Here is a 25,894-nt window from a genome sequence, read left to right on the forward strand (position 1 = left end):
ATATGAATGATAATAATCAACAAAAAACCTATTTATTGTAAGAAAATGCTTGCAGAATGCACGTATATTATGCATTTTGCAAGCGTTTTTTGCTAGCTTAATACAGATTTCTTTAAAAAAGGTTGATTTTAAAGGGATTGTACATTGATAAAAATTTGGCATAATATTTGCTTTGAATAATAGGGTAGCCGGGTAGCTAAGACCTGTGTGAATTTCCAGTGAGTTTATATCTCATGTAGTCAGTTTATTTACTGGAAATTAGTTCAAAATTGACTACAAATCTTATTATACGAGGAGATGGAATGTGATGTTTTTAGCAATATTACCAATTATAGTAGTTTTAGTAGGAATGATTGTGTTAAAAAAATCAGCAGTAATCGTATCCCCTGTTACACTTATATTTACTATTATTTTAGGCATTATCAGCTTTCATGCACCGATGGGTGAAATGACAACTCAAACATGGAAAGGTGTTGTAGAAGGGGGGAAAATAATATTCCTTGTCTGGTCTGCTTTTGCTATGTTGGTAATGCTTCAGAAGACAAAGGCGATGGATGGAATCAAGATTGCACTTGCAGGTATTACAGATGACAAAAGAATTCTTTTAATTATGATTGGTTTCTGTTTCAGTATTTTCCTTGAGGGTGCGGCAGGAGCAGGTACACCAACCGCAATTTGCGCACCATTTTTAGTGGGTATTGGTTTTACGCCACTATCAGCAGCAATTGCGGGTATGCTTGGAGCAGGTATTGCACCTTCTTGGGGTGGTGCAGGAGCAACCACTATTGTTGGGCATCAGGCAGTGGCAGAGCATATCGCATTGCAGGATGTTACAGCTATCTCCGGCAGACTTGCCATGCTTGGGGCATTTGTAGTTCCGATTATTATGATTTATGTGTTAATCGGGAAAAAAGGATTCAAAGGCTTATGGGGTTATATATTATATATAGGAGCAGTGTTAGCGGGTTCTTTCTTCTTTATTTCAAATTTTATAGGAACAGAGGTTGTAAGTTTAGGCTGTGGGGCCATAGGGATTATCGCAAGTCTTATTTATGTAAAGGTATCAAAGCATCAAGCGCCTGAGGAATATAGGTATATTCCTGCAACGTTATCGAAAGAGGAGAAATCATTAATTCCAAATACTTGGAAAGCGTTTGCGCCGTACTTGATTTTAATCATCGCGTTACCTGCCATCAGATTTTCTTTCCCGCTTGCAGTATTAGCAAAATATGGATATGTTGTTTGGATTGCAGCTGTGATTTTTGCGATCGTTTTTATTGGGTCACTCATATTAAATAGTCCAAAAGATTATTTCTCTTATTTAAAAGAAAGTTTAGTAAAGGTAATCCCGGCATTTATTTCGATGGGAGCGTTATTATCTGTAGCGAATATTATGAAATCCACAGGAATGCTTGCTATTATTGCACAGGGATTAGCAGATGTAGCTGGAAATGGATATCCTGTAGTTGCAGTATTCATTGGTTCTCTGGGTACATTTATTGCGGGAACGGGACTTGGATCAAATGTAATGTTCGGACCGATGCATATGCAGGCTGCAGAATTATTAAGCTTAAACAAGGTTGCATTATTCTCTTGTCAGAACGTAGGGGGAGCAATTGGTAATATGATTTGTCCTAACAACATTGTTGCAGTAGCGGCAACTGTTGACACTTTAGGTCAAGAGGGCGAAATTATGAAAAAATGTATTCCGAGCTGGTTGGTGCTTTTAATTATTTACGGTGCTGCAGGTTTGCTTTATACCCATATATTATTTCCAACCGTTGGAATGTAGTTCGACTGAAAAAAGAAAACATAGCTTTTGCAAAATGCAAGTAGTGTGTGCAAGATGCAAGTGATTTGGCAGAAAAAAACAATCGTGGGCAATGGAAAAGATTGATTTTAAAAGATTGTTTACGAATAAAAAGCGTTGGCATGGTTATTGCTTTAAATAGTTGTAAAGCATAAAAATACTTTTAAAAAGGAGAATAGATATGAGTGATAAATGGTTATTAAAAGGTGTTAAGGTAGTAGAATTTGCGACATTTGTAGCGGCACCGAGCTGTGCAAAGATGTTAGCTGACTGGGGTGCCGATGTTATTAAAGTGGAACCTATTTCAGGAGAAGGACAGAGAACAGTCGGTTTAGCTTATTCTTCACCGGCAACAGAGGACGAAAATCCTTGGTTTGAAAATGAAAACTTCAATAAAAAAAGTATTTGTATTAATGTAAAAAGTGCTGAGGGTAAGGAAGCTTTTCATAAATTAATTTCCCAAGCGGACGTTTTTGTAACCAACGTAAGAGTAGGCGCTCTAAAGAAAATAGGATTATCTTATGAGCAGTTAAAGGAACAACATCCTGGACTTGTGTTTGCACAGATTTTGGGCTATGGAGAAAAGGGTCCATTGAAAGATAAACCAGGTTTTGATTACACATCTTATTTTGCAAGAGGCGGTGTAATGGCATCGCTTATGGAAAAGGATACGTCACCTTTAAATGGTGCAGCAGGATTTGGTGACCATTATTCAGGCATTGCATTGGCAGCAGGAACCTGTGCCGCTCTTGTGAACAAGGCAAGAACAGGCAAAGGGGAAAAAGTTACAGTAAGTCTTTACCATATGGGTATCTACGGCTTAGGCTGTATGATTTTTTCAGACCAGTATGGAAACAAAATGCCTATGACAAGATTAAGCCCTAACTCACCAGTATGTAACTCATACCAATGTAAAGACGGCAGATGGATTCAGTTAGCGTTAATTCAGTATGACCAGTGGATTGGCAGATTCTTTAAGGCTATTAAAAGAGAAGAATTAATAAATGATGATAGATATAATACCCGTACAGGAATGGTTCAGCATGTAGAAGAAATGGTTAGCATGGTAGCAGAGGCTATGCTTGAGAAAACTCTGGATGAATGGGAAGAAACCCTTCTTGAATATGATGTTCCTTTTGAAAGAGTTCAGCGTTGTGAAGATATTGTTAAGGACGAACAGGCATGGGCCAACGATTATTTAGTGAAGAAAACCTATGATTCAGGAAATGAGGGTATTTTAATAAACACACCTGTGAAATTTGGAGAAATGGGAATCAGAGAAATGACTCCAGCACCTAGAATTACAGAAAATACAGACGAAATTTTAACCGCTATCGGTTATTCAAATGAAAAAATTGAAGAGATGAAAGAAATCAAAGCAGTAAGATAGTGTGAATGGTGGCTAATGCTACAATCTTTCTGGGAAATTTGATTTTTCAAAAAGATTTAAGAGAGGATAATGAATATGTATACAATGGGATTAGATATAGGTTCTACAGCATCTAAGGGCGTGATTGTAGAGAACGGCAAGAAGATTGTTGCTGTTGCAACGATTCCTTCTGGTACCGGTACGGCAGGACCAACGAAGACAGTAAAGGAATTGTTCAGCCAGCTGTCAATTGAACGCAAGGATATTGAAAAACTAGTTGTGACAGGTTATGGAAGAATGAAATATACAGATGCTGATAAACAAATCAGTGAGCTTAGCTGTCACACGAAGGGGGTACATTTTCTTGTACCTACGGTGAGGACTATCATCGACATCGGTGGGCAAGATGCTAAGGCTTTAAAGCTAGATGCACAAGGAAAGCTACTTAACTTTGTTATGAATGATAAATGTGCTGCCGGAACAGGACGTTTTCTGGATGTTATGGCTAAGATACTTGAGGTTCAAGTTTCGGAACTTGGGGAGTTATCTGCAAAATCTACACAAGAAATTTCAATCAGCAGTACCTGTACTGTGTTTGCAGAGTCTGAGGTAATCTCACATCTGTCAAATGATATTCCTGTAGAGGATATTATTTCAGGAATTCATGCTTCTGTTGCCAAACGAGTTTCTTCTCTTGCTAAACGGGTAGGGATTCAAGAAGATGTGGTAATGGTTGGTGGTGTAGCCCAAAATAGTGGTGTTGTAAGCGCTATGGAAAAATCAATTGGAATGAGCATCATCATTCCTGAATTAGCTCAGGTAACAGGAGCCTTAGGAGCAGCCTTATATGCTTTTGAGGAAATGAAAAAATAAGGAGATTTTAGAGGGGGATAAAAATGAGCGATAAATTAGTATCAAAAGACGTGATTGCAAATCTATTGGCTGATCAATATTCAAATGCATTTAAAGCAAAGGAAAAAGGAGAGCCGGTTGGCTGGTCTACTTCTGTATTTCCGCAGGAACTTCCTGAAAGCTTCGGACTCAGCATTTGTTACCCTGAAAATCAAGCGGCAGGAATCGCAGCAAAAAGAGAATCATTAAAGCTATGTAATATTGCAGAAGACAAGGGATATTCTATTGATCTATGTGCGTATGCAAGAACTAATTTTGGTTTTATTGAAAACGGCGGATGCGAAAGCTTAAATATGCCAAGACCTGATTTTCTTTTATGCTGTAACAATATCTGTAATCAAGTGATCAAATGGTATGAAAATATTTCAAAGGAGTTAAATATCCCATTGATTATGATTGATACTACCTTTAACAATGAGTATGAGGTGGGTCAAGAGAGAATTGATTATTTAAAAGGTCAGTTTGAAGAGGCTATCAAACAGCTTGAGAAGATTTCTGGCAAAAAGTTTGACCCCAAAAAGTTTGAAGAGGTTATGAAGATATCAGCAGAGAACGGAAGGCTTTGGAAATACTCAATGAGTTTGCCGAGTGCAGATCCTTCCCCTATGAATGGGTTTGATTTATTCAACTATATGGCTGTAATTGTCTGTGCAAGAGGAAAACAGGAAACAACAGATGCGTTTAAATTATTAATTGCTGAGCTAGAAGAGAGAATTAAAAATAAAGAAACAACTTTTAGAGGTGAAGAAAAATATAGAATCATGATGGAAGGAATTCCTTGCTGGCCTTACATAGGATATAAAATGAAAACCTTAGCAAAATATGGCGTAAATATGACAGGAAGTGTTTACCCAGATGCATGGGCTTTGCAGTATGAAGCTAATGATTTAGATGGTATGGCAAGAGCCTATAGCAGTATGTTTAATAATGTAAATTTAGATAGAATGTCAAAATACAGAATTGATTCCTTGAATTTAGGGAAATGTGATGGTGCATTCTACCACATGAACAGAAGCTGTAAATTAATGAGCTTAATTCAGTATGAAATGGCAAGAAAAGTGGGAGAGGCAACAGACTTACCATTTGCAGGATTTGATGGTGACCAGGCTGACCCAAGATGCTTCACAGAGGCACAGTTTGAAACCAGAATTCAAGGGTTAATTGAGATTATGGAGGAAAGAAAAAAATCAGGGGGTGCAAAATAATGAATACAATAGAAGCTATTTTTGAACAAATGAATGAAGTTATTTGTGATCCCGGATTGATTGTGAAAAAATATAAAGAAGAAACGCGCAAAAAGGTAATCGGCTGTTTTCCTGTATACTGCCCTGAAGAAATTATTCATGCTGCCGGTATGCTCCCAGTAGGTATTTGGGGGGGACAGACTGACCTTGAACTGGCAAAACAATACTTTCCTGCATTTGCATGTTCTATTATGCAGTCTTGCCTAGAATATGGCTTAAAAGGAACTTACAATGATTTATCAGCAGTTATTATTCCAGGAATGTGTGATACTTTAATCTGTATGGGGCAGAACTGGAAGGTTGGAGTGCCACAGGTTGAGTACATTGCATTAGTGCATCCTCAAAATAGAAAAATTCAGGCGGGTATTAATTATTTGAAGAGTGAATATGCCCATGTGAAAAAGAAATTAGAAGAAATCGGGGGATCTGAGATTTCTAACGAAGCAATAAACAACAGTATTGAGGTTTATAATGCGCATAGAAAAACAATGAGAGAGTTTGTTGAAGTCGCTGCAAATTATCCGAATGTGATTACTCCTTTAAAGCGAAATACTGTAATCAGAAGTGGTTATTTTATGGAAAAAGGAAAACACACAGCTTTAGTAAAGGAACTAATGGCTGAAATCGTAAAAAAACCTGTTGAAAAATGGAATGGAAAAAAGGTTTTGCTATCAGGAATTTTAGCTGATTCCAAAGAATTATTAAGTATTTTCGAGGAAAACAACATGGCTGTTATTGCGGATGATTTAGCACAAGAAACAAGACAATTCCGTTATGATGTTCCGCAAGGCAAGGATGCATTAGACAGATTAGCAAGACACTGGTCGATTTTTGAGGGATGCTCTTTATCATATGACCCTGAGAAAAAACGTGGCGGTATTATGGTAGATGAGATCAAGAAAAAAGGAATTGACGGTGTGGTATTCTGTATGATGAAATTCTGTGACCCTGAGGAGTATGATTATCCTTTAGTAAAAAAAGAAATTGAAGATGCTGGTGTGCCAACCTTATATCTAGAAATTGACCAACAGATGGAGAATAACGAACAGGCAAGAACAAGAATTCAGACATTTGCCGAAATGCTGAGTTTATAAAATAGGAGGGTGTGGTGTGCTACCCCATTGCTCCAATCAAGACTAAAAATTAAAGATAACCATACTTATACAAGTAAAATAAATAAGTTTGAAATGGAGGATATTATGTTATTTAAAAAAGAACATGAACTTTTACAAAAAGCAATCAGAGATTTTGTAAACATAGAATTAGACACATTACCAGCAGAAATGGACAAAACAGGTGAGATGCCTAGAGATCTATTAGACAAATTAGCAAAATACAAATACTCTAGTACTATTGTTCCCAAGGAATACGGCGGAGCAGGTGCAGACTATCTTTCTTATGCGATTGTTATGGAGGAGATATGCAAAAAATGCTGTTCAACTGGTACGTATGTAACCGCAGGATCTTCTTTGGTTGCATTACCAATTTTAAATTTTGGGTCTGATGAACAAAAACAAAGATACTTAAAACCATTAGCTTTAGGAGAAATGATTGGGTGTTTTGGTTTAACTGAACCTGGGGCAGGCTCTGATGCAAGTGCACAGCAGACGGAAGCTGTTTTAGATGGTGACCACTATATATTAAACGGAAGAAAATGCTTTATTACCAATGCACCAATTTGTGATTTTGCCATTGTAATTGCAATGACAGACAAACCAAAGGGGTTAAAGGGCACTTCAGCATTTATTGTGGAGAGCAAATGGGATGGATTCTCTCACGGGGCACATGAGGACAAAATGGGCATCAGAGGTACACAGACCTCAGATTTAGTATTTGAAAATGTTAGAGTACCAAAGGAAAACTTAATAGGCAAAGAGGGTATAGGCTTCAAGATTGCCATGAATACGCTGGAGGCAGGAAGAATTGGTGTTGCTGCTCAGGCTGTAGGAGTTGCCCAAAGTGCGTTGGACGAAGCTGTGAAATACTCAAAGGAGAGAGTTCAGTTCGGTAAAACTTTATCAAAATTCCAGAATACACAGTTTACACTTGCAGATATGGAAACAAAGGTGAGTGCGGCAAGATTATTAGTATATGATGCAGCTATCAAAAAAGATGCAGGCAAGAAAATTGATCATGAAGGATCTATGGCAAAATACTATGCAGCAGAAATTGCCAATGAGGTTGCTTACAAAGCATTACAAATTCATGGCGGGTATGGTTATATAAAGGATTATCCAATCGAAAGAATTTACAGAGATGCTAGAATTTTATCTATCTATGAGGGTACATCACAAGTTCAGCAAATGGTAATCTCCGGAGGACTTTTAAAGTAATAATGAGGGTCACAGCAAAACAGAAACAGAAAATAGCATAAAAACTATAAGAAAACAAAAATTTTTTAAGAATTTGGAGGTATAAATTTTGAAAATATTAGTTTGTGTAAAACAAGTACCGGATACAACAGAAGTTAAAATTGATAAAGAAAAAGGAACGCTTATCAGAGAGGGTGTTCCAAGTATTTTAAATCCTGATGATGCAAATGCGTTAGAGGAAGCCTTAGTATTAAAGGAACAATATGATGATGTTACTGTGACTGTAGTAACGATGGGACCGCCTCAGGCAGATGTTATGCTAAGACAATGTTTAGCTATGGGTGCTGATGATGCTATTCTTTTAAGCGATAGAGCATTTGGAGGTGCAGATACTTGGGCTACATCAAATACGATTGCAGCAGGTTTAAGAAAAATCGGAAATTATGATATTATTTTTGCCGGAAGACAGGCGATTGATGGAGATACCGCTCAAGTTGGACCTCAGATTGCTGAAAAATTAGGAATTCCTCAGGTTACCTACGTACAGAATTTTGAGTTAAATGGAAATGAAGTAACGGTTCAAAGACAATTAGAGGACGGTTATGAAATAATTCAAGTAAATACACCTGTATTATTAACTGCAGTAAAAGAATTAAATCAACCAAGATACATGGGAGTGGACAAAATATTTGCTGCTTATAAAAAAGAAATCCCAACATGGACTATGGCAGATTTGGATATCGATGCAGATCAGGTGGGATTAAAGGCTTCTCCTACCAAGGTATTCAAATCCTTCACTCCTGCTCCAAAGGGTAAGGGTGTCATGTTAGAAGGAACAACAAAGGAAATTGTTACAAAAGTAATTGTACAGCTAAAGCAAAAACACATTATATAAGTTGGAGGTAACCATGGATAAAAATTTAAGTTTATACAAAAATGTTTGGGTATTTGCAGAACAAAGACAGGGAAAAATCACTCCTGTAGTTATAGAACTTTTAGGAGAGGGAAGAAAGCTTGCTGATGAAATCGGGGTAGAATTATGTGCGATTTTATTGGGAAAAGATGTAAAAGGGATGGCGGAGGAAGTGATTTCATATGGTGCAGAAAAGGTTTATGTTGCTGACAGTGAGCTTTTGGAAAACTTCACAACAGATGCATACACAAAGGTGATTACAGATGCAATTAATGAAATTAAACCTGAAATTATGCTACTTGGTGCAACACATATAGGGAGAGATTTAGCACCCAGAATTTCCTCCAGAGTTAATACAGGCTTAACAGCAGACTGTACAAAACTTGAAATTGACCCTGAAGATAAAAAAATCAAACAAACACGTCCAGCTTTTGGCGGAAACATTATGGCAACAATTATTTGTCCGAACAACAGGCCTCAGATGTCTACAGTAAGGCCAGGGGTTATGGACAAGGCTGTGAAGGATGTTACCAGAAAAGGAGAAATTATATCTTTAAACGTTAGACTGACAGTGGCAGACATCAGAACGAAAGTAATGGAAGTTGTAAAATCAAAAAAAGAAATGATTTCATTAACAGATGCCAACATAATTATATCCGGGGGATTAGGTCTTGGAAAAGCAGAAGGTTTTGAAATGCTCAGCAAACTTGCTGATAAATTAGGCGGTGTAGTGGGTGCTTCTCGTGCGGCTGTAGATGCAGGTTGGATTGATCATTCTCATCAGGTAGGTCAGACGGGAACAACAGTAAAACCTAACCTTTACATAGCTTGTGGTATTTCTGGTGCAATTCAGCATTTAGCTGGTATGCAGTCTTCCGATTTAATTATTGCAATTAACAAAAATTCAACTGCTCCAATCTTTGATGTTGCCGACTGCGGAATTGTTGGAGATATTTATGATGTAATTCCTATGTTAACAGAGGAATTGAATAATGTAGAAGATTTAATGAAAATGATAAACAAATAATTTAGAATAACATTTATCTACTTGACCGGTATTTACAAAAGGAATGTTACTTTAGTGACAAAAGATACTGTTCTAAAGAATATGTTCGGAGTGTATAAAAATATAACTATTAGAAGGGGTTGTTATTTTATGATACATAAAAGATTACATCACATTGGTGTTATTATGCCTTCATTAGAAGAGGCTGAAGCTTTCATGAAACAGTTTGGTCTTGAAGTAGACCACAAGGGTTATGTAGCGCCTTATCATGCACATTATATATTTACAAAAATGAATGAAAATGAAAGTGAAAGTCCACTTGAATTACTGATACCTACAGAAGGCGTTCTAGCTCAATACAACAAGGGCAGGGGTGGAATTCATCATATTTGCTACGAAGTAGATGATGTTCAGGCGGCGTGTGACGAGTTTGTTTCAAAAGGATACGAGATGCTGGAGAAAGAGGTTTCACAGGCTAGTCCTACCATGAAAATCAATTTTGTAAGACCAAAATATACGCATGGAATTTTGGTTGAATTCATGGAAATAACAGAACCCACAGAAGATTATTTAAAATAGTATTTTAGACGGTATTTCATCATTTAATGGTGAGGTACCGTCTTTATTATCTTTTTAGAAAGGGTTTCTTTATTGAAAAGATAAATAATTTGACAAATAGTTATTAACCCTTTTTGGAAGATATGATATGATAAATTAAAATATTTCTTTTGAAGTGAGTGAAATAGGCTTAAAGAGTAAAATACTTAAAGAGTTGAATAACGAAAACAAGAGAGGTACCCTTTATGAAATTAGATATACGTGTAAAAGCACAGATTGACGAAGCTAAATACCTAGCAACAGAAAATACATGGAGATATAGGGCGATTATAAGATGTATGTATAAGTGTTATGAAAAGATGAAGTATTGGCTTTATAAAGAGGAAATTTATGAAATTTTGAAGGAATATGAGGAGTTTGATGATTATTCAGAGGATTATTTAAAGAATGATTTGGATAGCCTAGTAAACTGGAAAAACTTGATTGCTGTTGCAGATACCACAAAGGTTCGAACAGTAGATGAATTTAAAAATAGAGCTTTTAGATATCAGCTTTCTCCTTATACGATTGAAATTGAAAGAATGTTACTCAATCTTGAAAATATGACCGTAGAAAATAATGCATCTCTTGAACGTACTTTAGTAGAGAGATTTAGAGAACTTGTTGAAATGTATGACAAGATGACATTCAAAGAGAATAGAGAAGTATATGAATGGTGGAAGACTTTAAATAAAAGCTTCAAAGAGTTAAATCAAAATTATCAAGATTATATTAGTCGGTTTTATTCACCTAAAACGGAAGAATTGATGAAAACTACAGAGTTCTTAATGTTTAAAGAAGGATTTATTCTCTATCTTAGAGATTTTATTAGAGGACTACAGATAAATAGCATCATGATTAAGAATTTATTAAAGGATATAAATGACGAAGATATCAAAAAAGTCATTGATCAAGTATTAGCACATGAAAAAACGATTCCAAATATGGATACAAATATACACGAAGATGAATTTATAGAAATCAATCGGGGAAGATTTCAAAGTATTAAGGATTGGTTTGTTACGCATAAGGGCCAGGAACCCCTCATTGAGCAGCTGATTGACAACACAAACCATATTATCAGAAAAATCACTCGGTTTGCTTCTCAGATTGCAGATAAGAGAAATAATAGTGCCAATAGAAAAGAGGAATATAGAAAAATTTCAAAGCTTTTCAGCGAGTGTAAAGATATCGATGAAGCCAATAAACTATCTTCTTTGATATTTGGTGTATTGCATACGCATCATATAAAAGGAAATGAAAATAGAACCACGGAGAGCATCAATAGTAGTATTTATGATGAAAACCCTACAAAGGTTACAACAAAACCAAGAATTCGGACTTATAGAGAAAAGATTATTAAAAATCCTATTATAGATAAAAGGGCCAGAAAAGAGGAAAAACTCAAAAGGATTTTAGAAAAAAGAAAGATGGAAAAGGAATTAATGGAGAAATTTATTATCCATGACCAAATTGACTTTGCAAAACTACCTGAGATTACCCAAAAGGACAGAGGGATTTTACTAAGATGGCTTTCAAAGGGGAAAAGCGTTAAAACGTCTTTTGGGAAAACAGAATTTGGCAGAGCGTATCAGGTGATTAAGCCTAAGTGTAAAGAGCCTATAAGGATTAAATGCAAAGATGGGTTTTTCACCATGCCCCATTATACGATTGAGTTTAAGAAAGAGGAGTAGAAATGGAAGAACTGAAAAAATTATTAGAAAACTATTTTATTTTAAAAGAAAAGGACAAGGATCTTTACTACGCAATAAAAGATAATTATAAAAATTTTAAGACTTTTATAAGAGACAAGCTGGGGTATGAACTGCTCATGAGGGGAGATTTTATAAAGCTTGAAAAATTGCCAGGAAGATCTGAGAGCTGGATGGGTATTGATGATTTTGATGATTTAAGAGAGTATATCTTTCTGATGTTTCTTTTGATATTTTTAGAGGATAAAAATAAAGAAGAACAGTTTTTATTGTCTCATGTGACAGAATTCATTGCGGCTAATGCAGTGGCGGAGAAGGTAGATTGGACAGACTATCGAACACGTCGATCGCTTATCAAGGTAATGAAGTTTTCACTGAATCAAAATATAATCCTTATTAATGATGGAGAAGAAGATGAATTCACAAGAGATACTGCTACAGAGGTTTTATATGAGAGTACAGGATTATCTAAATATATGGTGAGGAATTTTGGGGTAGACATTATGAAGTGCAGAACATATAGAGATTTAGAAGAAGATCATGGAGAATTTGTAGATCGAGAAAGGGGTTTTTCGAGAAAAAATAGGGTTTATAGAAGATTACTCCTATCCCCTGTTGTATACAATGAAGGCGCTGATGATGAGGATTATGGCTATATTAAGAACTATAGAAACATTATAGAAGAAGATTTTAGAAAATATTTGAATTGGCCTTTGCATGTGCATCGGAACGGGGCTTTGGCAGTACTAGGTGAAGGGGATCGATTCAAAAGGGTATTTCCTTCATCGTTAGGGATTAGTGATGTCGTACTTCATTTGAATAATAAAATCTTTGAAGGTGTAAAGGATGGGATTATCCCTAAAAAAATAAATGATGTAATTGCTATGACACAGGATGAATTTAAGGAAATGACAAAAGATTTGAAAGAAGAAATGGGTCAGGGGTGGAGTAAGGAATACAGAGAGTGTAGCTTAGATAGGCTGAACCATGATATTTTAGCTTATATGAAAAAATTTTGTATGGTAACGACTATAGATGATTTTATTCATATTTATCCTCTAGTGGGAAAGGTCATAGGGGATTATCCCTCAGATTATGCAGGAGGTAGTCATAATGAAAAATAGATGGATGATTCATAAACTAGGATTAGTAAACTTTTGGTATTATGATTTTGAAGAGTTTGATTTATCCGATGGAAAGCTTTTATTAAGAGGTAGCAATGGAAGTGGTAAATCTGTAACGATGCAGAGTTTCATTCCTCTTCTATTAGATGGAAACAAATCGCCTGAAAGATTAGATCCTTTTGGAACAAAATCTAGAAAAATGGAGAATTATTTACTAGATGAGGAAACGGATGAAAAGACAGCGTATCTTTATATTGAATTTAAAAGAAAAGATACAGAAAATTATATGACGATTGGTATGGGCATGAAAGCTATAAAAAATAGACCGTTAGACTCTTGGTATTTTATTGTAACAGATGGACGAAGGGTTAATAGAGATCTATATTTATATAAAGATGCAGGGAGCTTTATTCCACTTACGAAAAAACAGCTTGAAAATGTTGTTGATAAAGGAGGGTTCTTCACAACAGGGCAGAGAAAATACATGGAAAAGGTGAATGAATACCTCTTTGGATTTGAGGATCGTGAAAGATATGAAGAACTTATTAATCTATTAATTCAACTGAGAAGTCCAAAGCTATCTAAAGATTTTAAACCGACAGAAATTTATAAAATACTTACAGAAAGTTTACGTGTATTATCTGAGGATGATTTGCGTCCTATGTCTGAATCGATGGAGAGTATGGACAATCTTCAAAACGCGTTAGATGAATCACAAAGGGCTCTAAGAGCTGCGAAAAATATAAAATATCATTATGATAGATATAATAAATTTTGTTTATATGAAAAGGCTACGACGTTCCAACAAAAAAATAATGACGTGATAAAGTTAAAGGATGATATTGAAGGATCAAGAAATCACTATAAACATAAAGAAGAAAAACTTTGTGAGATTGAAGATGCCATACAAAAGTATGAAGCATCCCTTAAGGATGCACAAATAAAATATGAAAATTTAAGAGAACACGATGCTTTAAGGGTGAAGGAAGACTTAATCAAACTTGAAAAAGAGGTCTTAGAGTTTAAAGATATAATAGAAAGAAAGGATAGCGAGCTAGAAAAAAAGAAATATCTAGAAAAAGAAAGAGAAAACAATCTTAAAAGTATCAAAGATGAACAGAACTTTATGATTTATCACGTAAAAGAGATGATAGATGAAATCCATGCGTTAAGTGAAACGTTTGGATTTGAAGAGGGAAAAATACTAAAAGAGGAAATATCTAAAGATATAGAAGACTATGATCTTCAGTTTGTAAAGATTTCTATTGACAAATATATGAACAAAATAAAAGAAGCTGTAAAAGCTTTAACATTATTTGAAAATATGCAGAAAGAATACAGCAAGGTTCTTGAAGAAAAGGAAAAACTTCAAAGGGAGTTTGAACATTCTAAGGAAGATCTCCTAAAAAGAGAGGAAATTTTACTGAGTACAAAAGAAGAGTTAAAGGTTGGGTATGTAAAATGGAATGATGATAACCATATATTAAGGCTTAGCGATGATGAAAAAAAGGATCTCTTTTTATCTATTGATAATATTTCCGATACCTTTGTACTTGGAGAATTAAACGGGGCAGTAAAAGAAGCCTATAATACAAATAAAAATAGATTTACTTTAAATATAGAGAGAAAAAAAGAGAAGATTCGAGAAGTAGAGAAAAACATAGAAGTGCTCAATGAAGAAGTTAAAGCATTAAAGGATGCAAAGGAAGTGGAGCCTCAAAGAAGTAAAGGCGTTATAAAAAACAGACAGAAATTGTCGGATATGGGCATACCCTATACCCCTCTATACAAAGCAATTGATTTTAAAAATGGTGTTTCAGAGGAGATACAAAGATCTATAGAGAGTGCTTTTGTGGATATGGGGATGATTGATGCTTTAATCATTGATGAAAAATATAAAGATAAAGCCTTATCTTTTGTTGAAGGAGACTGGGATAAGTATATTTTTACTACAGCAAATATGATGAAGCACAATCTTACCACTTATTTTCATGTAGACAAAGATGGACTTTCAGGTGTAGGCTATGAAACAGCAGACAATGTTTTGCAGGGAATATTTTTAGCAGATGATTCTGTGTCATTTGTAGATGAGGGCGGAAATTATAGGATCGGATCTTTGGTAGGAAAAGCATCAGAAGATTATACCCTAAAATATATTGGGGGAAGCAGTAGAAAAAAACACAGAGAAAATTTAATAGAGGAAAAATTAAACGCGATAGAGATTTTGAAGGACGATATAAAAGAAAGAGAATTGGAAATTCTTGACCTAGAGAATACTTTAAAGAAGCTTGAAAATGAAATAAAAAAACAACCGAAAAGTGAAGACTTAAGGGAAGCATTAAAGCTGATTGATGAATGTGAAAAAGAAGTAAATAGACTGCATAATAGACTTTTAAAGGAAGAGGAAAGTTTTTTAAAATTATCAGAAGCGCTAAAGGGACAAAAAAGAATTGTATGGGAAAAAACAGATGGAATGAACATAAATAAGACGCTACAAGATTTTCAAGATGCAAAGGAAGCAGGGAATGAGTACCAAGAGCAGTTATCAGAGCTGAGGGTACAACAAAACAACTTAAGGAGTTTTACCTCTCAGATAAGAATCATAGAGGAAAGTTTAGAGGATGTAAGAGATGCGATTGACAAACTATACTATGAAATCACCTATTCAAAGAAAAAGTGTGATGAGAAAAATGAAGAAATTTGTTCTCTTCAAGATGTTTTAAAAACATCAGATATTAAAGAGATTGAAGAGGAAATGGATGCATGCATTAAAATCAAAAAAGAATATCCAAATCGGATTAAAGAATGCACAACTCAAAAAGGAAAACTAGAAGAGGTTTTAAGGGCGCTAGCAATAAATATTGAAGAAAAGAAGGACAAGCTAGAGAAAGAACAAAAGATACTTTGTATATTAGAAGAAATATTTTTAGAGGAATATGATTTAGGATATGCTGTAGAAAAGGAAGAAGGAGAACCTCTCATGATCCTTAGAAAAATTCTTCCACTTATCAATTTAAGAGAAGAAAAGGGAAGAGAAGCTTATTCCAATGCACTTATAGAAAGTTTAAGTAAAAATGGTGCAGAACTTAGAGAGTTTTCACTAAAGCAGATGGTTATTTTTGAAAAATATCATATGGACGAATCGCTAAAAGAAGTTTATAAGGGATGTGAAAGAGGAGATATTAGATGTAGAGTTCAAGGAAAAGAGATTTCGTTTAATGAACTGCCTGCGAAAATTGAAAAGGATATTGAAGATGCAAAGCTATTAATTAGCAATGAAGAGAGAAGAATTTTTGAAGAAATTCTTTTGAATACAATCAGTACAAAAATAAGGAGCAAGATCTATTTATCCAAAACATGGGTAGATAAAATCAATACCCTTATGGAATCTATGAACACATCTAGCAGTCTTGCTTTAAGCTTAAGATGGGTTCCTAAAAAAGCAGAAAGTGAAGGCCAGTTGGATATCGCACAGCTTTTAGAAATACTTAATCGAGGAAATATTGCGAGTGAAGGAGATATGAAAAAATTAGCCAATCACTTTGGAGATAAGGTGAAAGAAGCCATCAGAAGCTGTGAAGGAACGGGAGAAGCTAGGAATTATCATACGATCATTAAAGAAGTACTCGATTATCGAAAATGGTATGAATTTAAGCTGTATTTTACCAAAAAAGGGGAAAGAAAAAAAGAATTGACCAACAATGCATTTTTCCAATTCTCAGGTGGAGAAAAGGCCATGTCTATGTATATACCTCTTTTTTCAGCAGTATACGCAAGATATGATAATGCAAGGGAAGATTGTCCCCATATCATCTCTATGGATGAAGCTTTTGCAGGGGTGGATGAGAATAATATAAGAGATATGTTTAGACTCCTAAAAGATCTTGATTTAGATTATGTAATCAATTCACAGATTCTTTGGGGAGATTATGATACGGTAGATAATCTTTCAATCTGTGAATTGGTGAGAGAAGAAAATGATGATGTTGTGACGGTTATTCGGTATCACTGGAACGGTGTAGAGAAAAAATGCTTGATATAGGGGATGGCTATGGACAATAAAGTAAAAGAAGCGATCTGTTTTTTAACAGAGCAGAAAGGATACAAAAGAATATTGAAAGGAATTCTTGATAAATATAAGCAACTAGGAAAATTATCGGGGATGATTGTACTAGAGGACTTATCACATGAAGAAGGTATTATTTTAGGTGCAATCGATTATAAATTTTATGCAGAAAAAAGAGGGAAAATTTCAGTCAAGAAATTTGTAGATAGTTTTTGTAAAGGCAGATTTGAAGGGATTGACTTTACAGAAGTATTAAAAATATATTTTAAGGATGATTTATTAACCAACAAAGCATTAAAAGAGATGAGGAAAAATAAGAGAGAAACATATTTTTTCAACATATTAAATCAATTCGAAAATACAAAAGCGTACCAGTGGTTAAAAGCTGTTTTAGATGAAAAAAACCATGGATATCACACCCTCATCAAAAAATATGAAGAGAGCCAGCAGGATTTAAAATATATACTTATAAACATAAGGAATGCTTTAAATATTTTAAGCTTTTCTAAAAAAAGTCTTATGCCTTTGCCACTCTTTTCGTCAAAAGTTACAAAGGATTCTCACTACTTTGATATCAATAGAATCGAAGGGAAATTACTCATTCATGCCATATGTCATTTTTTGAATGAAAAATATCCATTGAATGCAGAAGAAATGAATGAAGTTTTATATCAATCAGGAATCGTTCGGGATGAGATTTCAAATAGCACCATTACCTTTGGGCTTATGGCTTATAGGAAAAATGAAGCGCATCTAGGATTCAAAAGTTTTTTAGATAACGGAGAGCCACTACAGCTTTCTATAAAAAATTTAAGAAGTATAGAAAAAATTAAGGCGAAAGGGTATAAAGTTTTTGTTTTCGAAAATCCAACAGCTTTTGCCGGAGTAATGGAAAAAACATTGGATTTATATCCATCACTCATATGTACAAGTGGCCAATTAAATATATCCGCCCTCATGCTATTAGACAAGCTTGTAGAAGGTGGAGCAATGCTTTATTACGCAGGAGATTTTGACCCAGAGGGGCTACAGATTGCGGATAAATTGAAGATAAGATATAAAGAAAATCTGATTCTTTGGAGATTTTCTGTTGAAGATTATAGATGTATAAAAGGAGAAGTATCGATAAAGGAAAGAGAAAATAAGCTTTTGAATATTCAAAGTGAGGAGTTGTTACCGCTTAGAGATTTTATATTAAAAGAAGGGGTGGCAGGTTATCAGGAGCTTTTGATTGATGCGTATGTAGAGGATATTAGAAATATATAAAACCCATTAGGAAAATCAGATAGTATTTTTATACTCTGAGGAGCGTACAGGGGACAGGTACATTGTCCTTTTCAGTTTTGTCCCTTGTATTATTATGATGATAGATTCATATTTAGAAGGGACAATGAACCTGTCCCTCAGCTTCCTACAGATAGCCTAATTAAACCTGCATAGTGGTGTAATTATAACATGTAATTATAACATATCTAGTTACATATCTAGTTATAAATCTATCACATCATATTCATGATCAAGCATATTAATAAACAGTAATTTATTTCTCAATAAATCTCCTCTATTTATTAATATTTTAACTACTTCACTAACCTGAATCGAACTAATAAGTGCAGGTGTAAAAGCAGGATTTCCAAGTTCCTTTTCTTTACCATTTGATGTGTTTATTCTGTAAATCTTATTTAATGTCTTATCATTTGGAAAAATAGTGGATGCTTGTCCGTACCAACCGGCGATAGCACCATAAACGAGTGGTAATTGGAGACTGTGACAAGCTTCTTGCAAGATAAATCTTGTTGGGATGTTATCAAGTGCATCTACGATTACTTGATGACCACTTATAATGCTTTGTGCATTGGATTCATTTAAAAATTCAACAATAGGTATTACTTTTACATCAGAATTTACAACAGCCATTCTTTTTTGCGCTGCAATGGCTTTACTTTGTCCTATCTTATGTTCATCTGATAGAATCTGCCGATTTAAATTGGTTTCATCAAAAACATCTCCGTCAACAGCAGTAATTGTGCGAATCCCTAATCTCCCAAGCATTTCAATGGTATAACCGCCTAAACCACCACACCCTATTACACACACCTTTGACTGTAGTAATACCTGATTTTCTTCTTGAGAAAGCGTACTGATATTACGAGAATATCGATTCAAATCAACCACCTCCCACGGGTGGAAAAATTGATACGGTATCATTTTCAGCAATAATTGTATCAATTTTTCTACCTCTTCCGTTGATAAATAGGATTGCTACATCTTCTTCGGGGATACTTAATTGCCCAATAATATCTTTTGGGGTAGCACCTTCTGGTAAATCCATCAGCATCTCTTTCTCCCGATTTATCCTCAAAGTTGCAAATAGTTTAACTTTTATCTTCACTATATTCACCTCTTAAAACTATATTTTATTAATATCTAATACCATTTTTACACAGAACTACAACCTCTTCTTGATCTTAAAGTTAGCTTCATTATTCTGATTTTTACCATAAAACCCTAGGGCTATTCGATAAGGACCGGGACAGCCAGGTGGCAAAAATGCGATTCGGTCACCAGGGGGGATTGTAAAATTTAAAGGTTGAACAAATCCATTCACAAAGATAACTTCAATTTCATCTAAAGGAAGAAAGCCCCTTACTTCAATTGTTCTTTTGCTTTGTTCATCCATACAATCTATCCTCCTTATCAATATTCTTGTATGATATAAAAAATAGTATTATCCGTCCTTCAGTTAATATTGAGATATACTTCAAAGATAAATAAAAATATCAAATAAGCCGGACATAAGTCCGGCTATTTATAGTTATGACTCCAAAAGCCAAGTAAAGATTAATGTTAGAAGTTATAAACTTCATCGATTTCTTTAGGCGTAAAATCCCAAACCTCGTTGTGTGGAGGCAATGGTTCATATTCGAAAAATTCAGGTAAACGGTCATGCACGTTTGTAAAACCAGCTCTTTTATTAAAAGCACGTTCAACCTTAAGGACAGATTCACCCAATTTGTCAACATCAGTAGCAGTTAAAGATATACCGTATTGAGCATTAATCATGTCAATGAGTGCTTGATATCCGCCAGGATTATCTGCAATACCAAAGTAAACAAATAGACACATACCAGTACTATCAACTGCAGCAGTTCCGATTTGCATAGCACGAGCATACTCAATTTGTCCATCTTTCTTAAGTGGATCTAAATCTGCTCCTACTTTTAAGATGTTACCAGATATACAATATCCTGCAGTGTGGTCAGCGCCCATTGTGGTAGTAGCATAAGTTAAACCAATACCCTTAACTGAACGTGGATCGTAAGCAGGGATCGCTTGATCTTTTACTACTGGAACTCTATATAGACCACAAATTTTACCAACAATTGCACAACCTCCACCAAGGATTCGTCCCAAAGGAGTAGGAACAGCAATTTGTTTAACAGCTTCAAGAACAGCTTCACCGTCGCCCCAAGGTAATAAACCACCTTCCATGGCTGTTGCTACTGCAACGGCAGTTTCTATACTGTCAATACCTATGTCGTCCATGGCACGATCGATATAAGCAATAGTATCTAAATCTTGAATGCCTGCATCAGCACCAAGTCCCCAGATGGTTTCATATTCAAAACCACTTGTAATATATTTACCTTGTTTATCAGGATACCATTGAGAACATCTAATAATACAACCACGATGACATCCATGAGATACTTTACCTTCACCACCGCGTTCTGTAATGGTCGCGTTTAATGTTTCACCAGAGATAATATCATTATGATCTATACGGCCTGTTGTAAAATTGTAAGAAGGTAAGCCACCAGCTTCATTTAAGATGTTGACCAATACATCCGTTCCATATGCAGCCAAGCCTTGACCGGCAACAGGATGATCAAGAAGAGCTTTAGAAAACACCTTTGAAGCGGCTCTGAATTTCTCGGGATCTGCTATAGGAACTGCTGTAGCACCTGTATCATCGATAACAAGCGCTTTTACTTTCTTTGACCCTAATACAGCCCCTAGTCCCCCACGACCTGCACTACGGATATTTCCTTCAGGATCTTTAAAAGAGATATTAGCGGAAGGTAAACGGTATTCTCCTGCTGGACCTGCTAAGCCGATACCAACATTTTTACCGTATTTTTCACTTAATACTTCAATAGCTTTGTAGTTACCGCATCCACTAAGAATTTCGGTAGGAGATTCCTCAATGGTAACATTGTTCATATCAATTTTAATAATATAAAACTTGTCATCTTTAGGCATTCCTTCAATAACCAATGCTTTTATACCTAATTTTGCCATCTTTTGAGAAAATGAACCGCCGGTATTAGATTCTTTGATTGTTCCAGTTAAGGGGCTTTTCCCTCCTACTGAAAGACGTCCCGAGTTCGGAGCAGATGTGCCACTGAGTAAACCAGGAGCAAAGATTAGCTTGTTGTTCTTGCCTAGAGCATGGCAGGTAGGTTTCACCTCATCATTAACAAAGTTTGAAGTAAGTGCGCGTCCGCCCAGACCTACATATTTTTCGGGCACGGCTTCAGTAGTGACTTGCATTGTTGTCATGTTTACGCGGATAAACTTATTCATAAAATTACCTCCTTCTGATTTGGTGGTCAATAAACTTTTGGTTTATTGCCTTTGGTACAACATTAAAAAAACTGCTATATCCAAATCCTTTCCAAATAACGGGAGGCAGCACAGTTTCCTATTCTACCCATTGGTTAATGTTCATAGTAAATAACTTTAGAATCATTAACTCGGATTGGCTAATTAATAATTATTATAACATATTTCTACAAAAAGACATGAATTTTATTGCCAACATTCTGAAAATTTTTCAAATTGAAATAATATACATGGGTTATCAGCATGGCATATTGTTTTTATCGAAGAGGTCGATTTGTGTTGTAGCGGGACATCCGCATTGCATATTTTTTTGGTGTTTCGCCATAATGCTTTTTAAAAAGGTTAATAAAGTAAGAAATATTCTCAAACCCGAGTGAATAGCAAACCTCTGTCACGCTTTTGGATAACAATTCATCTTTGGATTTTTTTATTTTAATCATGTTGAAATATTCTTTTGGTGTAAAGCCAGTAGCTGTTTTGAATTTAGATGAAAGACTTGATTGAGAAATATTAAGTTCATTAGCCAAATCAGATAGATAAATAGCCTCGTGAATATGTGTGTGCATATATTTTAGTGTATATTCTATCGGATCGTTAAGATTGTAGTTCATCTCATCTGGCAAGAAATTATTTTTTATAAGATGATAGACGAGTTCCTGTGTAATCAGGTCAATGAGAAATCCTTTGTCAGGATCATTTATCATTAGGGTATTGTTAATTCTAGATATTTGAGATCGTATCGTCTTGATACTGTGCAACTTTATATCGTTAGCATCTTCGTGAATCAATGCAGTATCAAATTTGTTTTGAATATTGTCTTTAATCTTATCAACAATCTGATCGCTGATTTCAAAAACGATAGCATTTGTATCTTCTGGAATATCCATTTCGACACTTGAGTGAGGCGGCAGTAAAATGAATTCTGAAGGAGAGTAAACAAACTGGCTCCCCTCATTAATCGTAACGTGTTTGGAACCGCTGTGAATCGTACAGATACGATTGTATTCATAAGAACGGTAAGTGCCTTTGTATCCTTTCTTGAGGTCATAATATAAGATCTTCAAATAATCCGTTTCATATTCAGAATTTTTTTCAAGACAACGAGTAAAGTTATACAACATGCACAACGCCTCCATATAGAGTCTTAGTAGTAAGCATTTGTGAAACGCCCAAAGCCGTATATTTAAGAGATATTTTTAATATAAAAAAATATAACTTCTCACAAATTTATAGTAAAATTGAATTGACGAGAGACAAATCTACCAAAATCTAAAAGAAGTTATATATATGATACCATATAAGCAGATGATTCGACAAACTTTTTGGAAAATACTTTCTTTTATTTCTTCACAACAATTCTAACCTTGTTATTTTTTAAATATTTTGGGGATGATAAATCTGAAGTGTTTTTTAAAAATACGAGTTAGTTTTTTGTTGCTAATTTTGTTAATCTAAGAGTATACCTCCTAATAAGGTAAATACAATGATTAGAAAGGAATAGGATATGAAAAAAATTAAATTATTAGTTGTGTTGATGTTTGTTGTTATGATGAGCATTGGATGTACGAGTGAGATAGAATCAAAGGAAAAGGCACCTATTATTCTTGCAACAACAACCTCTACAGAAAACAGTGGGTTACTGGATCATATTTTACCGACATTTGTTGAGAAGTATGGCCGAGAGGTGAAAGTAGTTGCAGTAGGAACAGGAAAGGCGCTAGAAATGGGGAGAAATGGGGAAGCAGATGTGCTGTTGGTTCATGCGCTAGCAAGTGAACTGGAATTTGTTGAAGCAGGTCATGGATTGGAAAGATATGATGTTATGTACAATGATTTTGTCATTATTGGTCCAAAAGGACAGACAATTATTACTGCTGATGAAATGTCAGATGCTTCATTGGCATTTGCAAAATTGGCGCAAGAGAAGGCAACGTTCATTTCTAGAGGAGATGATTCTGGAACACATAAGAAAGAAATAGCTCTTTGGGAAAAAGCAGGGGTAAAAGGTGAGGGTGATGGGTATATATCTACAGGTAAAGGTATGGGTGATACAATAACTATGGCTGATGAAATGCAGGGATTCACACTTAGTGACCGGGCGACATACCTGTCTATGAAAAATGACCTTGATTTAGAAATTGCTGTTGAAGGAGATCCTCTGATGTTTAATCAATATGGTGTTATTCCTGTCAATCCTAATAAAAATGATAAAATCAATGAAGAAGGTGCTAATGAGTTTACTGAATGGATACGCGATGAAAATTGTCAACAAATGATTGCTAAATTTGGTGTTGATACGTATGGGCAAGCGCTGTTTACACCAAATGCTCAATAATAATTAAAGATGGATTATATACTGGAAGGTTTTCAAGAAGCACTTAAACTCATTATTGGTTTTGATAGAGAAGTATATCGTATTATTGGATTTTCCATATTGATTTCGATGTTCTCTACATTGGTGTCAATAATTTTGGGGATACCAATAGGATTGATTAGTGGACTAAAAGACTTTCATTTTAAAAAAGCATATTCGAGAATAATCTATACGATGATGGGATTGCCGCCTGTTGTGGTGGGCTTATTGGTTGCGCTATTACTATCAAGAAGAGGACCATTAGGTCATTTAGAGATGATGTATACACCTACAGCGATGATTATTGCACAGACTGTTTTGGTGACACCGATTATCATAGGCAATATCTTCAATCATACAAAAGAACATGGAAAAATGATCTATGAAGTAAGCAAAACGATGGGAGCTAATCCATGGCAGCGATTATTTTTTTTGATCAATGAGTTACGTGTAGCCCTTTTTATTGCGATGGCTTCTGGATTTGGACGAGCTGTGTCGGAAGTAGGGGCAATCATGATTGTAGGTGGAAATATTAAGGGGCATACCCGTGTCATGACGACATATATCGCTATGAACAACAGTATGGGAAATTATGGATCATCTATAGCGATGGGGATTGTTCTACTTATTATTTCATTTGTACTCAACGCGTTGATGTATAAGTATATAGAAGGTGACGCTATATGAATGTGATGATTGGTCAACTCACAAAAAAATATAAGGATCACTTGATTCTTGATAATATCACGATACAGCTGAAAGCTGGAGGTTTTTACGGGTTTAAAGGAAGCAATGGTGCGGGGAAAAGTACTTTATTTAGAATCATTGCCGGTTTGGAAAGACCTACCTGTGGTACAGTCACTTATGACGGTGAAAAGTTGAATAGTACTATTTTAAAGAGAATAACTTATATGCATCAAAAGCCATATATGATGAAAACAAGTGTAGAGGAGAACATTCTCTATCCATTGAAAATCAGAGGATTAGGTTATGAGATCTATAGGCAAAAGGTGAAAGATATTATGTTTGAACTTGATCTGTACAAACTGCGAACACAATTGGCAACCCAGCTTTCTGGTGGTGAAATGCAAAAAGTAGCTTTAGCAAGGGCTTTGATTTTTGAACCAGAAATCTTATTAATGGATGAGCCAACTGCGCATGTTGACAAACAGACAGTACAAGCTATTGAAACGATGCTGTTAAAGCGCAAATGCCAAGATCATATGATGACGGCTGTCATAACGCATGACGAAGATCAATTAGTGAATTTGTTTGAGCAAGTGATACAGGTTGAGAATCATTGTGTCTTTTATGTATAGAATAGGAGCGAATAAGATGTATAAGATGGGTATTATTACAGTGAGCGATAAAGGTGCAGCTGGTGAGCGGGAAGACATAAGCGGTAAGCAGATTCAGACAATTATGATGGAATACGAATACATGATTTGTGGCTATACCATTGTACCAGATGATAAAGATGTTATAAAAAAAGAACTTATTCATATGGCAGACAATTTAAACGTGCAGCTCATACTCACAACAGGAGGCACTGGTTTTAGTCAAAGAGATGTAACGCCTGAAGCTACATTAGAAGTTGTAGACAGAATTGCACCTGGTATTGTAGAAGCAATTCGGGGCAATAGTATGACCATTACAAAAAGGGCAATGCTGTCAAGAGCAGTATCTGGAATAAGAAACAAAACGCTTATTGTTAATTTACCGGGTAGCCCAAAAGCAGTCAAAGAGTCCTTATTATTCATCATTGACGAATTAGAACATGGTATTGACATTCTGACGGGACAATCAGCAGAATGTGCAAGGCGATGAATAAATAACGAAAAGAGTGGTGA

The 25,894-nt window shown here is 35.2% G+C and carries 23 protein-coding genes and 1 riboswitch; of the genes, 18 read left to right on the forward strand and 5 right to left on the reverse strand.

Going from position 1 to position 25,894, the window contains the following annotated elements:
- The first annotated feature begins 307 nt into the window (after window positions 1-307).
- From EV214_RS06305 to EV214_RS06365, 14 genes are all read left to right on the forward strand, one after another.
- Window positions 308-1,792 carry an L-lactate permease gene (locus EV214_RS06305; protein WP_132243864.1) on the forward strand — a complete coding sequence of 495 codons (1,485 nt, stop codon included), beginning with the start codon at window positions 308-310 and terminating at the stop codon, window positions 1,790-1,792.
- A 47-nt stretch (window positions 1,793-1,839) separates the two neighbouring features.
- Complete coding sequence (locus EV214_RS19345) at window positions 1,840-1,965, forward strand: hypothetical protein (RefSeq protein WP_279233107.1); 126 nt, start codon at window positions 1,840-1,842, stop codon at window positions 1,963-1,965.
- Between the two features lie 26 nt (window positions 1,966-1,991).
- On the forward strand, window positions 1,992-3,200 hold the full coding sequence (locus tag EV214_RS06310) for a CaiB/BaiF CoA transferase family protein (protein ID WP_132243866.1): 1,209 nt from the start codon (window positions 1,992-1,994) through the stop codon (window positions 3,198-3,200).
- Between the two features lie 75 nt (window positions 3,201-3,275).
- Window positions 3,276-4,052 carry an acyl-CoA dehydratase activase gene (locus EV214_RS06315; protein WP_132243868.1) on the forward strand — a complete coding sequence of 259 codons (777 nt, stop codon included), beginning with the start codon at window positions 3,276-3,278 and terminating at the stop codon, window positions 4,050-4,052.
- 23 nt (window positions 4,053-4,075) lie between these two features.
- Complete coding sequence (gene hadB / locus EV214_RS06320; RefSeq protein ID WP_132243870.1) at window positions 4,076-5,296, forward strand: (R)-2-hydroxyisocaproyl-CoA dehydratase subunit alpha; 1,221 nt, start codon at window positions 4,076-4,078, stop codon at window positions 5,294-5,296.
- The gene (gene hadC / locus EV214_RS06325) at window positions 5,296-6,429 is read left to right on the forward strand and encodes a (R)-2-hydroxyisocaproyl-CoA dehydratase subunit beta (RefSeq protein WP_132243872.1); all 1,134 of its coding nucleotides are present in this window, start codon (window positions 5,296-5,298) and stop codon (window positions 6,427-6,429) included. Before hadB ends, hadC begins: the two co-directional genes overlap by 1 nt.
- A 105-nt stretch (window positions 6,430-6,534) precedes the next feature.
- Complete coding sequence (gene acdB, locus EV214_RS06330) at window positions 6,535-7,668, forward strand: putative isocaproyl-CoA dehydrogenase AcdB (protein WP_132244071.1); 1,134 nt, start codon at window positions 6,535-6,537, stop codon at window positions 7,666-7,668.
- A gap of 88 nt (window positions 7,669-7,756) precedes the next feature.
- On the forward strand, window positions 7,757-8,542 hold the full coding sequence (etfB, locus tag EV214_RS06335) for an electron transfer flavoprotein subunit beta (protein WP_132243874.1): 786 nt from the start codon (window positions 7,757-7,759) through the stop codon (window positions 8,540-8,542).
- A 13-nt stretch (window positions 8,543-8,555) separates the two neighbouring features.
- Window positions 8,556-9,587, forward strand: a complete 1,032-nt coding sequence (locus EV214_RS06340) for an electron transfer flavoprotein subunit alpha/FixB family protein (protein WP_132243876.1) — start codon at window positions 8,556-8,558, stop codon at window positions 9,585-9,587.
- 129 nt (window positions 9,588-9,716) lie between these two features.
- Window positions 9,717-10,145, forward strand: coding sequence for a VOC family protein (locus EV214_RS06345; protein WP_132244073.1), 429 nt, complete (start codon window positions 9,717-9,719; stop codon window positions 10,143-10,145).
- 224 nt (window positions 10,146-10,369) lie between these two features.
- Window positions 10,370-11,857, forward strand: a complete 1,488-nt coding sequence (locus EV214_RS06350) for a TIGR02677 family protein (protein WP_132243878.1) — start codon at window positions 10,370-10,372, stop codon at window positions 11,855-11,857.
- 2 nt (window positions 11,858-11,859) lie between these two features.
- Window positions 11,860-12,999, forward strand: coding sequence for a TIGR02678 family protein (locus tag EV214_RS06355; protein ID WP_132243880.1), 1,140 nt, complete (start codon window positions 11,860-11,862; stop codon window positions 12,997-12,999).
- Window positions 12,989-17,041, forward strand: a complete 4,053-nt coding sequence (locus EV214_RS06360; protein ID WP_165916271.1) for a TIGR02680 family protein — start codon at window positions 12,989-12,991, stop codon at window positions 17,039-17,041. The genes EV214_RS06355 and EV214_RS06360 overlap by 11 nt, the downstream gene beginning before the upstream one ends.
- Before the next feature lie 9 nt (window positions 17,042-17,050).
- Window positions 17,051-18,331 (forward strand): TIGR02679 domain-containing protein, encoded by a 1,281-nt coding sequence (locus EV214_RS06365; protein WP_165916272.1) that lies wholly within the window; start codon window positions 17,051-17,053, stop codon window positions 18,329-18,331.
- Window positions 18,332-18,553: 222 nt separating this feature from the next.
- On the opposite strand, the gene EV214_RS06370 is transcribed toward EV214_RS06365, so the two are convergent.
- The 5 genes from EV214_RS06370 to EV214_RS06390 all read right to left on the reverse strand — a co-directional run bounded on the left by EV214_RS06370 (window position 18,554) and on the right by EV214_RS06390 (window position 22,812).
- Window positions 18,554-19,240: a HesA/MoeB/ThiF family protein gene (locus tag EV214_RS06370; protein WP_334295678.1), complete on the reverse strand. Its 687-nt coding sequence runs from the start codon at window positions 19,238-19,240 to the stop codon at window positions 18,554-18,556.
- Window positions 19,233-19,457, reverse strand: coding sequence for a MoaD/ThiS family protein (locus EV214_RS06375; RefSeq protein ID WP_132243888.1), 225 nt, complete (start codon window positions 19,455-19,457; stop codon window positions 19,233-19,235). The genes EV214_RS06370 and EV214_RS06375 overlap by 8 nt, the downstream gene beginning before the upstream one ends.
- A gap of 57 nt (window positions 19,458-19,514) precedes the next feature.
- Window positions 19,515-19,745 carry a ubiquitin family protein gene (locus tag EV214_RS06380; protein ID WP_132243890.1) on the reverse strand — a complete coding sequence of 77 codons (231 nt, stop codon included), beginning with the start codon at window positions 19,743-19,745 and terminating at the stop codon, window positions 19,515-19,517.
- A gap of 167 nt (window positions 19,746-19,912) precedes the next feature.
- On the reverse strand, window positions 19,913-21,652 hold the full coding sequence (locus EV214_RS06385) for an aldehyde ferredoxin oxidoreductase family protein (RefSeq protein ID WP_132243892.1): 1,740 nt from the start codon (window positions 21,650-21,652) through the stop codon (window positions 19,913-19,915).
- Between the two features lie 68 nt (window positions 21,653-21,720).
- Window positions 21,721-21,840: riboswitch (molybdenum cofactor riboswitch) on the reverse strand.
- 108 nt (window positions 21,841-21,948) lie between these two features.
- A complete protein-coding gene (locus EV214_RS06390; protein WP_165916273.1) occupies window positions 21,949-22,812 on the reverse strand; it encodes a helix-turn-helix domain-containing protein in 864 nt (287 codons plus the stop codon).
- A 383-nt stretch (window positions 22,813-23,195) separates the two neighbouring features.
- Between EV214_RS06390 and EV214_RS06395 the strand changes: the two genes are divergently transcribed.
- Genes EV214_RS06395 through EV214_RS06410 form a run of 4 tightly spaced genes read left to right on the forward strand, consistent with a single transcriptional unit; the run spans window position 23,196 to window position 25,871 of the window.
- Window positions 23,196-24,026, forward strand: a complete 831-nt coding sequence (locus EV214_RS06395; RefSeq protein ID WP_132243896.1) for a substrate-binding domain-containing protein — start codon at window positions 23,196-23,198, stop codon at window positions 24,024-24,026.
- Window positions 24,027-24,035: 9 nt separating this feature from the next.
- Window positions 24,036-24,731, forward strand: a complete 696-nt coding sequence (locus EV214_RS06400; RefSeq protein WP_132243898.1) for an ABC transporter permease — start codon at window positions 24,036-24,038, stop codon at window positions 24,729-24,731.
- Between the two features lie 5 nt (window positions 24,732-24,736).
- Entirely contained in the window at window positions 24,737-25,363 is a 627-nt protein-coding gene (locus tag EV214_RS06405) for an ABC transporter ATP-binding protein (RefSeq protein ID WP_165916274.1), read from the forward strand.
- Between the two features lie 16 nt (window positions 25,364-25,379).
- A complete protein-coding gene (locus EV214_RS06410) occupies window positions 25,380-25,871 on the forward strand; it encodes a MogA/MoaB family molybdenum cofactor biosynthesis protein (RefSeq protein ID WP_132243902.1) in 492 nt (163 codons plus the stop codon).
- The last annotated feature ends 23 nt before the right edge of the window (window positions 25,872-25,894 follow it).

This window comes from Marinisporobacter balticus (assembly GCF_004345705.1).
In the GTDB taxonomy this organism is placed as follows: domain Bacteria; phylum Bacillota; class Clostridia; order Peptostreptococcales; family Thermotaleaceae; genus Marinisporobacter; species Marinisporobacter balticus.